Genomic DNA, 12752 nt, shown 5'->3' with positions numbered 1-12752 from the left:
ATACGATTAATATTGTACTTAGAACCTTTGATAAAGCCATACCCAACATTTAAGAAGAAATCTTTTAGTTCTTTTGGAAATTTCAAACCTAATACCTCTTCCACTTCTTCTATCTCTTCTAATGCTACTGGATAAAAGCTATTATGTTTATTTGATACTAGATAATCATACTTCATATTATTTACCTCCATTAAAAAGTTTATTTCCTGGTGAACCCGAACCATGAATACCAGCTTGATGCTCATTAGGAAATTTAGCAGGATGGATATTCCACCACTCATGTTCCCCACGATAAGAGTTTTCAATTATATGATGAGCATCATAAGGTTCTCCTTTTTTTCTTAAGATTTTTCCTGTTTTCTCTGAAATCACATCTTCTGTATAAGTTGGCCATTTTTGACCAGTTTGTTTTTCCCATTCATCAATTAATGAATTCTTAATTTTATTAAACTCTCGTCTATATCTCTTTGTTTCTGAAGACGTCATCTTTTTATATTCTGTATTTCTTAATGCACTTTTTAATTCTTCCATTTGGTTTTTTGGTATTTTTCTATTTGTCTGTGTTTCAATATCTCGTACATATTTTCTAATTAGTTCTCCATCAATCTTACTTCCAGCCCCACTGACGCCCTTACCAACACCACCCGTACCCTTACCACCATCTTTAGACTTCGCAAACTTATAAAAAGCTTCTAATAATTCGCCTTGTGGTATTTTGGTTACAATAGTTCCACCAACACTAGAGAATGCATAGGAAGCATTTCTCTTAAATGATTGTAACATTTCAAGCGTAGGCTTCAATTCTTTTGCTAGTTTTACTGCATTAGCAAATGTACTTACTCCACTTGATGCTTTTGCTCCTTTTGTGATATGGCCTACTTTATTTAGTGCCCTATCGCCTAATATTGTGGTAGCTATTTGTGTTAATCCATAGGTAGTCAATTCTGTACGACTCTCTGCATCTCCCTCTATCATATCTCGTTTTATTTTATTTGAAAATGCATGCCACATATTTTTTGCAGTTTCATCCAAATGGAAAAGTGCATAGGTTACATTAATAAAAGTTCCTATGTCCATATTACTTAAAGCTATTGCGGACTCGATTTCATCACCAATAGCTTTCCCCGATCCTCTTTGAATAGCTTCCCACATCTTTTTCGCTGTTTCAAACGTGCTAACTATACCGTCTGCCGCATCGTCACAAGCATTTCTAACCGGAGATTTCTTCTCAATTATGTTATTTGTTTCTATATCTTTAATTGACTGATCGTTTTTTCGAGCTGTTTCTTCTATAATCCCCTGAATCGAACTCACCCAATCCATATTCAACCTTTGTGTACTAAACGTCCCACTCACAGGACTAAATCCTTTCCCGCTTTGCACTTCAGCGAGTCCGGCTGTGATGCTAGCTGCTAATTGGAGAGCGGTGCTGTAGTTGTTGCTGGATGAATGATTGAATTCATATAAATGCTCTAGTTTTTCTTCCAGTTTTTTTCTCATTGCACCTAATACCGTTACAATTGCACCTACTCCGGGCATTGGTGTAAGTACTTCTATTGCTTCTATACTTGTAATCGATTGATTAATTCCCCTTATTTGTTCTCTTATTTCTTGTTCAATCACATCTGTCGAAGCAACTTTCGCTTGGAACTCATTTGGAAATGCTTCATTTTGGCGAATTAATTCTTCACATAAGCATATGATTCCTTGCGCTAATGGCCGAAATGTTTGGACAAGGTAGGCTTTTGCACTACTGTATGTTTGTCCTTGTAATACTGTTTCTATCGCAAATGCATCAATAGATTGAATGGCTTGTTCCATACTTTGAATCGTAGCATTACATATAGCGTTCATACTTTGAGTTTGACTTTGTACTTCTCCCAAATACATGTTTAAACTCATGTATTGGCCTCCCTTTGTAGTTGCTGCTGTTCATAGGAAAGGTCGTTTTCTTTCTCACTGAGATGCCGTTTTTCTTTAAGCAACGTCTCTTTTTCATTTTCTAATTCGAATGTAAGTTTTCTTTCATACTGCCCGATCTCTTGCCGCATATTCGTAAAAAGGTGAAACACTTCTTTGTCGCCGTGCCAAGTTTCTAGTATTCGGTTAAATAAACGATTACTTCTATTTTTCCATTCATGAAAACTAACCTCAGCTCGTTCTTGATTTTGCAGCGCAATTCGGTTTTCATTTTGTTCTTCAAATATAATTCGTAATTTTTGATTACATTGACTGATTCTCGTTTCAATTTCTTGACTCATCTTTTCTCCCTACCTTTTCCCCTTTACGTAGGTTGTTATATTATTGAAAAGTCTTTTGAAGTCCTGTATCCATTTTCTCAAATTCATTTGCTACGGAATGGATATTATCAATTGTTTGTTGAAAAGCAGTACAAAATTGTTTCGTGATCTGTAAATTTTGTTGATTTGCCTCTTGTGCTTGGAAGTTCACAGATAGTGTCGTACGCGTTGCCTTATTTATAGAGCGACTAGTAGCACTTTGCATTCTATCTGAAGCATTTCTCATTTTCGTTGCAAGTTGCGTTGCCGTATGCAAATTACTTTGAAATTCTCCCATTACTTACTCCCCTCTACCTTTTATTTACAAGAAAATTATACCACGGAAAAATATCCCAATAAACCGAATGTTCGAGTTTAACATACAATTCAGCACTGTTACTGAGGATGCGAGCAACGCTTATCTATCAACATAACTGAGTCCAAAATGGATTCTACTTATACAAAAAAGATGACTTCAGCCATATGCTAAAGTCATCTTTTTCTACCTTATTATTTTACTAATTCTCCATTATAAGCTTTTATATTAAGCGGAGCAGTTAAAAATTGTGCTGCTTTACTAACGAAAGATGTGAAGTGTTCACTCGTATTATGGCTCGCAACTGCTGCTTCATCTTTCCATACTTCTACCATCGTATAAACACTTTCTTTTTCTGTATCTTTATATAAGTCATAAGATACATTTCCACTTTCTTCTCTTGAACCATGAATGAGTGGCTGAATTTCTTCTAAAAATGCTTGTTGTTTTGCTGGGTCTACTTGAAATATTGCGTGAATAATAATCATGGTGTTTCCCCTTTCATATTCCATATATTTCTATGATCTAATTAGATTACTTCCACTCAGCAACTTTGTCAATTGGAAGACGTACTGATTGGTAACCACTGTCAGCAGCTTTCCCGATTGAAATTAGCATTACTGGTACGTAGCGTTCTTTATCTAGTCCAAACGCTTCTGCGATTTGGTCTTTTTCAAATCCACCAATTGGACAAGTGTCATAACCGTGCGCACGAGCTGCTAGCATAAATTGCATCGCTACAAGACCACCGTCAATTAATACTGTATCTTTCATTACTTCTGGTGTAACCATAGAGAAGTAAGCTGAAAGTTTTTTCATTTGATCTTCTTTTACTTCTGCTGGCATAAGTCCACGCTCTACTGCTGTACCATAAATTTCTTCTGCGTTATCAAAGTTGTTTAAGTCACCAAATAAAGCGATCATTGCTGAAGATGTTTCTACTTGAGATTGATTGAATTTTGCAAGTGGCGCAAGTGTTGCTTTCGCTTCGTCACTTTCAATCACTACGAATCTCCATGGTTGCATGTTTACTGAAGATGGTGCAAGTGTTGCTTCTGTAAGAATTTCTGTCATTTCTTCTTTGCTAATTTTCACTGAAGGGTCGTACTTACGAATTGAACGACGTCCTGTTAAAATTTCGTTAAAATCATTTGTTTTTACTGAGTTAGTCATAGTTGTATTCTCCCTTTTTTATAATTCTTTTATATTTTCTTGAATGTGATTTAACATATTTAAAAGATTATCGCGTTCTTCCTCACTTAATCCTTTAAATGCAGATGCTGCAAAACGTTCTTTTTCCTCTTGAAATGCTTGAATTTTATTTCGTCCCTCTTCAGTAAGAGAAACTAACGTAATTCTGTTATCATCTGGATTTTTACGTCTTACAATCATTTCATTGGCCTCAAGCTGCTTTAAATGCCTTGTTATCGCAGCATTATCAATATTCACTTCTTGTTGAAGTGCTTTTTGACTAATTTCACCTACTTCATATAACTGAAGTATAAGCTCTAATCGAGACTGGCTCATACCCGTACACCCTTCAAATTTCGAACTTACTTCTTTATTTAGAAAGTGTAATTTATATAAAATAATCGCTTCTTTTGAGCATGAACTTGTCAAATTAACCCTCCTTTACAATCAAAATAAAAACATTTGATGTATCAATAGTTGATATGTCAATTAATATAATCTATATCGATTTAGAATGCAAGCATTTTGTTTTCATTTTATTTTTTCCAAATTAAGGCGCTTTGTAGCGTTACAAATAATGTTAATTGCACTATAATAATACTAATTTAAAGAACTGGAGAGTGATTGATAATGCGGCAATATACAAATAGAAATGAGGAATTGAAAATGGAAAATGAAATGAGGATATTCACAAATGACAACAATAAATATAGGGATTGTCGCGCACGTAGACGCTGGCAAGACGAGTTTGACTGAGCGTATTCTTTATGAAACGAATGTGATTAAAGAAATTGGCCGAGTAGATAGTGGTAATACACAAACTGACTCAATGGAATTAGAAAGACAACGCGGAATTACGATTAAAGCATCTGTCGTTTCTTTATTGATGCTGTAAAAGTAAATGTCATTGATACACCTGGACACGCTGATTTTATCGCTGAAGTGGAGCGATCATTCCGCGTTCTAGACGGTGCGATTTTAGTTATCTCTGCCGTTGAAGGTGTGCAAGCACAAACAAAAATTTTAATGCGCACATTACAGAAACTAAACATACCGACTATTTTATTCGTTAATAAAATTGATCGTAGTGGCGCAAACAGTGAAAAAGTTATGAAACAAATAAAAGAGGTTCTTTCAAATGAAGCATTCCCCTTCTACTCTGTTCTAAACGAAGGAATGAAAGAAGCCCGGATCATTGAATACAAATCATATGACGATTGTATGGAACTGTTAGCACCATTTAATGAATCATTACTTGAATCATATGTAAATAACGAAATAATACCGGACGCACTATTAAGAGAAAAACTAGAACAGCAAATACAGCAAGCGAATGTGTATCCAATCTTTTTCGGTTCAGCAATGACTGGTATGGGCGTAACAGAACTTCTTGAAAAACTTCCGGCTCTCATTCCAGCTCTTACATCGGCACAAGAGGAACCATTATCCGGTGTTGTTTTTAAAATTGAACGTGAACCTTCTGGAGAAAAGGTTGCTTATATAAGAGTTTTTTCAGGTAGCTTACATGTTAGAAAATATGTTAATATACAGCGCAGTAAGTCTCTATTCCATAAAGAAAAGATAAAAAAAATGTGCCTATTTCATAATGGAGATACCGTTCAAACTTCTACCGTTCCTAGCGGTGAGTTTTGTAAAGTGTGGGGGCTGAATGATATTAAAATTGGTGATATTATCGGTGAACGTACGGATTATATAAAAGATATTCACTTTGCCGAACCACAAATGGAAGCTGCCATTGATGCGGTACCTAAAGAGCTAATTCATAATTTATACGCTGTTCTTATGGAACTCTGTGAAGAAGATCCGCTCATTAAAGTTTGGAAAGACGATGTTCATAATGAACTATATATTCGCCTTTTCGGTGAGGTACAAAAAGAAGTAATTGAAACAACACTTTATGAGAAATATAATTTGCAGGTTAATTTTTCAAATACGCGAGTTGTATGTATCGAGAAACCAATTGGCGTAGGCAATTCTGTTGAAGTAATGGGTGAAAAAGAGAATCCATTTTACGCAACAATCGGATTCAAAGTTGAACGTGGTGAACTTAATTGCGGTATAACATATAAATTAGGTGTTGAGCTCGGCTCACTACCTTTAGCATTTCATAAAGCGATTGAAGATACGGTATTTCAAACGTTAAAACAAGGATTATATGGGTGGGAAGTTACAGATATTATCGTCACGTTAACACATACTGGTTATGCTAGTCCTGTTACAACAGCGAGTGACTTTAGAAACTTAACACCGCTCGTTTTAATGGATGCTTTAAAACAAGCTGCAACATATGTATATGAACCAGTTAATGCGTTTGAATTAACTGTACCGGAGCAAGCAATTAGTACCGCAATGTATAAGCTCGCTGCCGTTCCAGCAACTTTTGCAGAGCCTATATTCAATAACAATTCTTATCAGTTAACAGGATCATTACCTGTTGCGAAAACAGAGAGTTTCAAACGAATACTACATTCATTTACAGAAGGAGAAGGCATATTTACAACGAAGCCAGCTGGTTTCACAAAACTTATGGCTCCCTTCCCTACTCGAAAACGTGTTGATTATAATCCGCTGAATCGTAAGGATTATTTACTTCATGTTTTGAAGGCTTATTAAAGTAAAAGAGGTGCAATTCGCACCTCTTTTGCATGTATTAATAGGTTAGTTTGTCCTAACAACTTCTTTAAGTTTTCCTATTATTTTCGCTATAGCCTCAATTGAATTTTCCGTTTCATATCCCCCAACATTTACAGAATGATTTGCATTTTTGACAACTTCAATCTGTAAATTCGTTTTATATAACTGATCAATTTGATCTGCATTGTATTGGTGATCTTTATCCCCAATAACTAAAAACCCTTCGTGTCGACTATGTAAGATAGAATCAAAAATTGTATCAAACGTCAGTAAAGGTGTAAGTAGTATCATTTTTGACTGCGCGAATTCTTCTCTCTTCATTAAATCATTTGCAATCGGAATTGTTCCGAGTGACTTCCCTAAAAACATAGTCTCGTTGTATTGCTCATCTTTTAATACTTCATTTATTACAGGATTAATATCATCCATCATTACTTTCGTTACTTCTTCCATTGGTTTATTCATTAATTGTCCATCATAAGAATAATGAATATGTACAACATCTATTTTATGTTCAAGCATTAACATCGTTGCGTAATAAAATAACGGCTTATCATAATTGTATCCTGAACCTGAAAACATAAAGCAAACGGTACTAGAGCCTTTTTTGATATGTGTGTAACGAATTACTTTGTCATTTATATGTACCTCTTTTTTAGTTCCCTTCACCATTTTCCCCTCCGAATACATTTACTTTTGTAATACGATATGTTCTGTGTGAACTGATACATCCTTTACTTTCTCTTTTATAAATGCAGGCTGTAAGTTATATGTATGCAGTTCTTCTACTGGCACCCATCTAAACAAATACGTTCTACCCTCTTCTTCCAAAATATATTGATCCGTTCCACTCGCAGGTAACTCATGTAGCTCTACTTCATAATAAAAACTAATTTCATGAAACTTTCGCTCAGAAAGTGTAAAGAAATTTTCTACTGACCATATTAACCTTTTCCTTTTAATAGGAACACCTATCTCTTCCGCAAGTTCTCGTTTTAATGCATCTTCACTATTCTCTAGCATTTTTACTCTACCGCCGGGTACATACCAAAAATCTTCACCGTCACCTTGCAGAATAAGTATTTTATTATCATGTTTACAAATTGCTCCAACGCGGTAATTAAAACCTGTTTCCTCAACTTTAAACGTAAGATCCATCCATAACGCCCCTTTATACAAATATTGAATTATTACAAAACAATTATGTAATTACTTTACAAATAAGGTTACTAAATTTATCCACCCCATTCAATGGTTTTCGAATTTTCTAAACTATTATTTTTCATCATTACAAGTGTATATACATATGTTACAATCATATTGCACACTAGAAAACATTATGGGGGTACGGATGGAAACGTTATTAACCCAGCAAACTGAGAAATCAAATAAGTTTTGGAAAATCGTTGTGAAAGAAAAAGACTATGTTGTGTTTTACGGAAAAATTGGCACAGCTGGCAGTGTGAAAGCGAAAGAGTTTGAAACAGAAGAAGAATGTATGAAAGAAGCTAACAAACTAATTGCTTCCAAACGTAAAAAGGGATATACAGACCCGTTGCCTGGGGAAGATTACATAAAAGAAAAAACGATAACAGAAGAAGAATTTTGGGAACTACTTAATCGTGCAAAAACGAAAGGTGAAGACCAAGAAGAACAAATAGAATGGCTTACTTCCCACCTTGCTAAACGTACAGTACATGAAATTGTAGCTTTTGATACGCATATGCATCGTCTTTTGAAAGATTCCTATACCTCCCGTTTATGGGCAGCAGCCTATATTATTATGGGTGGTTGTTCAGATGATACTTTCGATTACTTCCGCGGATGGTTATTATATCAAGGAAAAGAGACATACGAAGCTTGTATTGAAGATCCAGAACGATTAATTCCTGTATTAGAAAATTTGAGTGAGTATGACGTCCCAGAAATAGAAGAACTTTCTTTATATTTCGGTTTCACTGTATATGCAGAAAAAACTGGTGACGAAGATGATACTTACTTTACACTTTACCATGTCTTATCTAATGAAGAATTCGACGATGTAGATTTTGAATTTGACTGGAATGAAGACGATGAAGAAGGTTTAAAAAAGATGTTTCCTAAGCTATGGGAGATGTACGGAGAAGAACCGATTGAGTGGTAGATTAATTATTCGTGAAAAAGTGCCTTGTTTCTTTAGTGACAAGGCACTTTTTTTGATACTATATTTAAATTATCATCTTTCCACTCTCCCACCACTCCATAAAAGTCTTTAAAGAAGGAGCAACCCACGTTCTACTATCATTTTCATGGTTCCATACATATATATCATCTCTTTGTACTTTTCCATTCAAAATGGAATAGCCAAACAAATCACCATTTCCCCCATCAGCAAAAAATAATAAACAGTTAAAAGGCATGTATAAATCTTTAAAATCAACTATATTTCTCATACTCATATTTTCAGTTTTAATTTTTGAAGCAGACCATATAAAGTCACCGTATTCACCTTCTATACCGTTTGTTTCCTGTAATAATTGATATAAATCATTCGGTAACTCCACATGTAAACATTTTTGTATATCAGTAAGTTCATCCTTCGCAGCTGGGTTTTTCAAGCTTAAATTTGATGAGATACTGTGAATGGTGTCTTTCCACATCACCTTTTCCTCCTTATGTGCAATCAAGCATATTCAAAGAACTCCGCTAAATTTATTGATACCATCTTTCTAACAATTCCTTCTCCCTCTCGCCTGAAATACCTGCTTTTAATTCCCATTCTTCCGTACTCTCCATCCACTCATACACATCTGTAACTGTCTCGTCTATTCTTCTAAAAGTAAGCCCTTCATTAACCGCACTTTCGATACAAATAGAAAACCCGCCTCTCCACGGCTTCGTCTCACCATCTAACGGGAAAGTTTCTGGAATCCACAAAGGCATTTCTGTCCAAGGCTGCACATTGTGTTCACTCATAAACGATTCGTCTACCCAAACAAATTCAGCATCGCTATTCGTAACTTTTTTACACGTATTTAATAGCTCGTCCATCGTCAATTCATCATTCGGACCTGTTATATTGAATGTACCTGCTTTATTATTTTCTGCCATGTTGAGTCCAAATCTCGCGACATCTTTTATATCAACTATCTGCACTGGACGATTTTTTCTTCCTGGAACTAACACGTTACCTCCTTTTGCTACACGCCCGATCCAGTATGGAAGTCGATCTGTATAATCGAACATTCCTGAAAGAAGTCCTGCTCTTACGTGTAAAACACGCCCCGGCCAATACTTCTCTGCTTCTTTTTCGCATAATACTTTCAGCGCACCATAATGCTCATAAGGAGATATTTCACCATTCTCTACAGCCTTTATTTGCTCTTCCGTCGGTTCAGGTTGTAATATATAGTCTTCTTTTATGTCATGCGGAATCCAATCTTTATATACGGAAAGGCTTGAGATGAATATATAGTGTTCAATATTATCTTTAAGTACTTCTCCAACATTTCTAATGTGATGCGGAGAAAACCCACATGTATCCACAACAACATCCCATTTTCGATTTTCTAAACTTGATACATCACCATTTCTGTCACCGATCAGCTGCTCCACTTCAGGAAAAATTTCTTTGTTTGTTCCGCGGTTAAATAATGTAACTTCATGCCCTCTGTTCAAAGCCTCTTCTACAACAGCTCTTCCCAAAAATCGTGTACCACCTAGTATTAACATTTTCATGGTTCTCCCCCATTCATTATTAAAAATCGTTTCTTTTGTTAAACGAATTTCTATCATAAAAAGTTACGGGGGATTTGTTGTTTTACTTTAATCCTACAAATAAAAAGAATCCATCTTGAAAAATTAATCAATACGGATTCTTAAATTAGATATAATTGTTGAATTACTAACTCCGCACAACTTCCCCATCAACTAACTCAATAATTCTATTACACTTATTCGCTACTTCCATATCATGCGTTACAATAATAATTGTTCGCCCTTCTTCATTCAGTTGTAATAGCAAACTCATAATTTCTTCTCCCGTTTTCCTATCTAAATTCCCAGTCGGTTCATCTGCCAATATTAATTCTGGTTCGCCTACTAACGCTCTTGCAATTGCGACGCGCTGCTGCTGTCCACCCGATAGCTCGTCCGGTGTTTTATACATATGTTCTTTTAAACCTACTTTTTCTAAATAGAACTTCGCCTTATTTTCTCTTTCCCGTTGCTTTAACTTTCTATATGTGAGTGGTAGCACTACATTATCCAGTACAGTATGTTCTTTTAACAATGCAAAATATTGAAAAATAAATCCAATCATTTCATTTCTTGTTTTATGAACTTTATTTGCTCTAATTTCAGTTAATGATTTTCCATTTAACATATATTCACCCTCATTTGGCATATCAATTAACCCTATAACATTTAGTAATGTACTCTTCCCTGAGCCTGATCGCCCCATTACCGCTATAATTTCGCCCTTATTTATCGTTAAATTTATACCGTTTAACGCGAACGTATTATGATTCTTATTACTATACACCTTCTTAATATCTTTTAGTTCAATTAACCCCATTATTCCATTCCACCTATTAATGTTTTCGGTTCAAGCTTTCTAATAAATAAGAAGACAATTACATTCGAGACAACAATGATTAATAATAAGAATAGAAATACTAAAAACAATATAGGCATATCCAATTTAAAGTCTAATACCGTTGCTTCCTTTAAATCCTTCGACATTTGTAATAGAACCCCATACCTCCATGAAAAGTAAGTTATCGACATTCCTAAGCCAGTTATTGCTACAATAATGTTCTCTAAAACAATTTGAATAAACATACCAAATTTACTTTCGCCAAAAACTATTTTTATACCAAATTCCCGCTTTCTCATCAAGATAGAAACAATGGTCGTTACTACAATTCCGACGATCGAGAATACAACGAATAAGATTCCTACTATAAGTTGAGGTATTTCCGAATAGCCGTTAAGAGTAACATCTTCATTTATTTCATCACCTAAACTTTTTAAATGAAACGTACCGCCGTTTCCTTTAAGTTGAATTGATTCTTCTAGTTTCTTTACATCTGCACCTTTTTGTAAATATAAAACTGTACTTTGATGTAGTCTTAAAAACATTGCTTCATATTTTTCAAATCTATCAAATGACATAGGCATTATCATTGCGTAATCCAACTTCAAATATGTGTTCGTCGTATTATTATTTACGATAAATTTATTTTCTGGCAAAAACCCTATAATTGTATATCGATCATTAATTGTATCTCCAACTTGAAAATATTTCTTAAAGTAAGAACCCATTAAAACTTTTGTTTTTTCTTCACTATTTTTTTGAAAGTCATCATGCGAGAAACCTTCTTCAGGTTTTAAAGGTAAACGTAACATTTTATAGTAATTTTCATCTACAAAAATTGTTTTAATAGTAGGTCTTTCATCGTGAAACGTTTTATGTTTCAAATCAGTAATCATACTGTTTTGAAATGGTCTATTACTTGACTCTATTTCAATAACTCGCTCCTCGTATGTACCATACGAAATCACATCTTTATTTTGATGAATTGTATTATAAACCGCTTGAATTTTCTCTTTATTATATTGATTGCTTTGTAATCTATCTGTCGTCATTTCAAAAGTAACTAAATATGTTTTATCCACATTTAATACCGAGCTGGATTTATCGTTTAGATGGTGTAAATTATAAAATACATTAATTGAACTGGTTAGAGTTGCTAATCCAAATGTAATCTGTATTAGAAGAAGTACGGAAAATAGAAATCTCTTTTTTAATGCTATGAACGCACTTTTTATTCTCATCATTTTTACTCCTTTAATGCTTTAGCAGGTTCACTTTTAAGCACATATACAAATGGTATTACAGAGAGGATGAAAGCTATAGTAAGTGAAAGAAATACACACATTACAATATGAGTAGACTGTAAACTAATACTATAACTTGTAAACTCTATAATATTTTCACTCAAAATGCTAAAAATCCATTGTATGCATATTGCACAGGCTGATGCAGTGATTGCACATAAAAATAATTGACTAAATATAAAAATAAAAAGATTTATATTACTTGCTCCCAAAGCTTTCCTTAACGACAAACTTTTTTTCTTCGTATAAATCCAATAATAACTTACTATTATATTGGTAATGAAAGCTATACATAAAAGCCTATATGGAAAACTGAGTAACTCTTCTACGGCTTCACTTGAGTTTTTTTCCTTTTCATAGTTCTCTTTTTCACTAATCACTTTGGCATTTATATCTTTATTGTTCTGTTTCATATGCTGTATGAAAGTTTC

The 12752-nt window shown here is 34.3% G+C and carries 15 protein-coding genes and 1 pseudogene; 2 read left to right on the top strand and 14 right to left on the bottom strand.

Translation table 11 applies throughout. The annotated features are described in order from the left end of the window. From ACQGS6_RS15520 to ACQGS6_RS15490, 7 genes are all read right to left on the bottom strand, one after another. The coding region (locus tag ACQGS6_RS15520) for an SMI1/KNR4 family protein (protein WP_426965287.1) at nt 1-176 on the bottom strand (176 nt) is incomplete at its 3' end. Nucleotide 177: 1 nt separating this feature from the next. Continuing rightward, nucleotides 178-1902 carry a T7SS effector LXG polymorphic toxin gene (locus ACQGS6_RS15515; RefSeq protein WP_426965286.1) on the bottom strand — a complete coding sequence of 575 codons (1725 nt, stop codon included), beginning with the start codon at nt 1900-1902 and terminating at the stop codon, nt 178-180. Next, nucleotides 1899-2261: a DUF3958 family protein gene (locus ACQGS6_RS15510; RefSeq protein WP_000076595.1), complete on the bottom strand. Its 363-nt coding sequence runs from the start codon at nt 2259-2261 to the stop codon at nt 1899-1901. The genes ACQGS6_RS15515 and ACQGS6_RS15510 overlap by 4 nt, the downstream gene beginning before the upstream one ends. Before the next feature lie 40 nt (nt 2262-2301). Next, nucleotides 2302-2577, bottom strand: a complete 276-nt coding sequence (locus ACQGS6_RS15505) for a TIGR04197 family type VII secretion effector (protein WP_000503641.1) — start codon at nt 2575-2577, stop codon at nt 2302-2304. Nucleotides 2578-2789: 212 nt separating this feature from the next. Next, nucleotides 2790-3083 (bottom strand): putative quinol monooxygenase, encoded by a 294-nt coding sequence (locus ACQGS6_RS15500; protein WP_000583805.1) that lies wholly within the window; start codon nt 3081-3083, stop codon nt 2790-2792. 46 nt (nt 3084-3129) lie between these two features. Beyond that, complete coding sequence (locus tag ACQGS6_RS15495) at nt 3130-3768, bottom strand: nitroreductase family protein (protein ID WP_000185390.1); 639 nt, start codon at nt 3766-3768, stop codon at nt 3130-3132. An 18-nt stretch (nt 3769-3786) separates the two neighbouring features. Beyond that, nucleotides 3787-4215, bottom strand: coding sequence for a MarR family winged helix-turn-helix transcriptional regulator (locus ACQGS6_RS15490; protein ID WP_000204172.1), 429 nt, complete (start codon nt 4213-4215; stop codon nt 3787-3789). A 265-nt stretch (nt 4216-4480) separates the two neighbouring features. Between ACQGS6_RS15490 and ACQGS6_RS15485 the strand changes: the two are divergent. After that, nucleotides 4481-6420: pseudogene (locus tag ACQGS6_RS15485) on the top strand (GTP-binding protein). Nucleotides 6421-6465: 45 nt separating this feature from the next. Here the strand turns inward: ACQGS6_RS15485 and ACQGS6_RS15480 are convergent. Both ACQGS6_RS15480 and ACQGS6_RS15475 read right to left on the bottom strand, forming a co-directional pair. Further along, the gene (locus ACQGS6_RS15480) at nt 6466-7131 is read right to left on the bottom strand and encodes an alpha/beta hydrolase (protein ID WP_113710665.1); all 666 of its coding nucleotides are present in this window, start codon (nt 7129-7131) and stop codon (nt 6466-6468) included. Further along, nucleotides 7132-7599: an NUDIX hydrolase gene (locus tag ACQGS6_RS15475; RefSeq protein WP_426965285.1), complete on the bottom strand. Its 468-nt coding sequence runs from the start codon at nt 7597-7599 to the stop codon at nt 7132-7134. Between the two features lie 193 nt (nt 7600-7792). Between ACQGS6_RS15475 and ACQGS6_RS15470 the strand changes: the two genes are divergently transcribed. Next, a complete protein-coding gene (locus tag ACQGS6_RS15470; protein WP_000449211.1) occupies nt 7793-8584 on the top strand; it encodes a DUF4240 domain-containing protein in 792 nt (263 codons plus the stop codon). Nucleotides 8585-8648: 64 nt separating this feature from the next. Here ACQGS6_RS15470 and ACQGS6_RS15465 read toward each other — a convergent pair whose 3' ends face one another. From ACQGS6_RS15465 to ACQGS6_RS15445, 5 genes are all read right to left on the bottom strand, one after another. Then, entirely contained in the window at nt 8649-9080 is a 432-nt protein-coding gene (locus ACQGS6_RS15465) for an SMI1/KNR4 family protein (RefSeq protein ID WP_426965284.1), read from the bottom strand. A gap of 52 nt (nt 9081-9132) precedes the next feature. Next, nucleotides 9133-10158, bottom strand: coding sequence for an SDR family oxidoreductase (locus tag ACQGS6_RS15460; RefSeq protein WP_426965283.1), 1026 nt, complete (start codon nt 10156-10158; stop codon nt 9133-9135). A 166-nt stretch (nt 10159-10324) separates the two neighbouring features. Then, nucleotides 10325-10996: an ABC transporter ATP-binding protein gene (locus ACQGS6_RS15455; RefSeq protein WP_000522860.1), complete on the bottom strand. Its 672-nt coding sequence runs from the start codon at nt 10994-10996 to the stop codon at nt 10325-10327. Beyond that, nucleotides 10996-12261 carry an ABC transporter permease gene (locus tag ACQGS6_RS15450; RefSeq protein WP_194793912.1) on the bottom strand — a complete coding sequence of 422 codons (1266 nt, stop codon included), beginning with the start codon at nt 12259-12261 and terminating at the stop codon, nt 10996-10998. Before ACQGS6_RS15450 ends, ACQGS6_RS15455 begins: the two co-directional genes overlap by 1 nt. A gap of 2 nt (nt 12262-12263) precedes the next feature. Then, a partial coding sequence (locus ACQGS6_RS15445) for an FtsX-like permease family protein (protein WP_426965282.1) occupies nt 12264-12752 on the bottom strand: 489 nt, incomplete at its 5' end.

The sequence above is a fragment of the Bacillus sp. GMs2/2 genome (genome assembly GCF_050172095.1).
Lineage (GTDB): Bacteria > Bacillota > Bacilli > Bacillales > Bacillaceae_G > Bacillus_A > Bacillus_A cereus.
This window is presented reverse-complemented; position numbering and strand designations above follow the sequence as displayed.

Coding starts and splice junctions, on each gene's coding strand:
- ACQGS6_RS15455 (WP_000522860.1), bottom strand. CDS start 10,996: ATGGGGTTAATTGAACTAAAAGATATTAAGAAGGTGTATAGTAATAAG.
- ACQGS6_RS15460 (WP_426965283.1), bottom strand. CDS start 10,158: ATGAAAATGTTAATACTAGGTGGTACACGATTTTTGGGAAGAGCTGTT.
- ACQGS6_RS15450 (WP_194793912.1), bottom strand. CDS start 12,261: ATGATGAGAATAAAAAGTGCGTTCATAGCATTAAAAAAGAGATTTCTA.
- ACQGS6_RS15500 (WP_000583805.1), bottom strand. CDS start 3,083: ATGATTATTATTCACGCAATATTTCAAGTAGACCCAGCAAAACAACAA.
- ACQGS6_RS15505 (WP_000503641.1), bottom strand. CDS start 2,577: ATGGGAGAATTTCAAAGTAATTTGCATACGGCAACGCAACTTGCAACG.
- ACQGS6_RS15470 (WP_000449211.1), top strand. CDS start 7,793: ATGGAAACGTTATTAACCCAGCAAACTGAGAAATCAAATAAGTTTTGG.
- ACQGS6_RS15495 (WP_000185390.1), bottom strand. CDS start 3,768: ATGACTAACTCAGTAAAAACAAATGATTTTAACGAAATTTTAACAGGA.
- ACQGS6_RS15465 (WP_426965284.1), bottom strand. CDS start 9,080: ATGTGGAAAGACACCATTCACAGTATCTCATCAAATTTAAGCTTGAAA.
- ACQGS6_RS15515 (WP_426965286.1), bottom strand. CDS start 1,902: ATGAGTTTAAACATGTATTTGGGAGAAGTACAAAGTCAAACTCAAAGT.
- ACQGS6_RS15480 (WP_113710665.1), bottom strand. CDS start 7,131: ATGTATTCGGAGGGGAAAATGGTGAAGGGAACTAAAAAAGAGGTACAT.
- ACQGS6_RS15510 (WP_000076595.1), bottom strand. CDS start 2,261: ATGAGTCAAGAAATTGAAACGAGAATCAGTCAATGTAATCAAAAATTA.
- ACQGS6_RS15475 (WP_426965285.1), bottom strand. CDS start 7,599: ATGGATCTTACGTTTAAAGTTGAGGAAACAGGTTTTAATTACCGCGTT.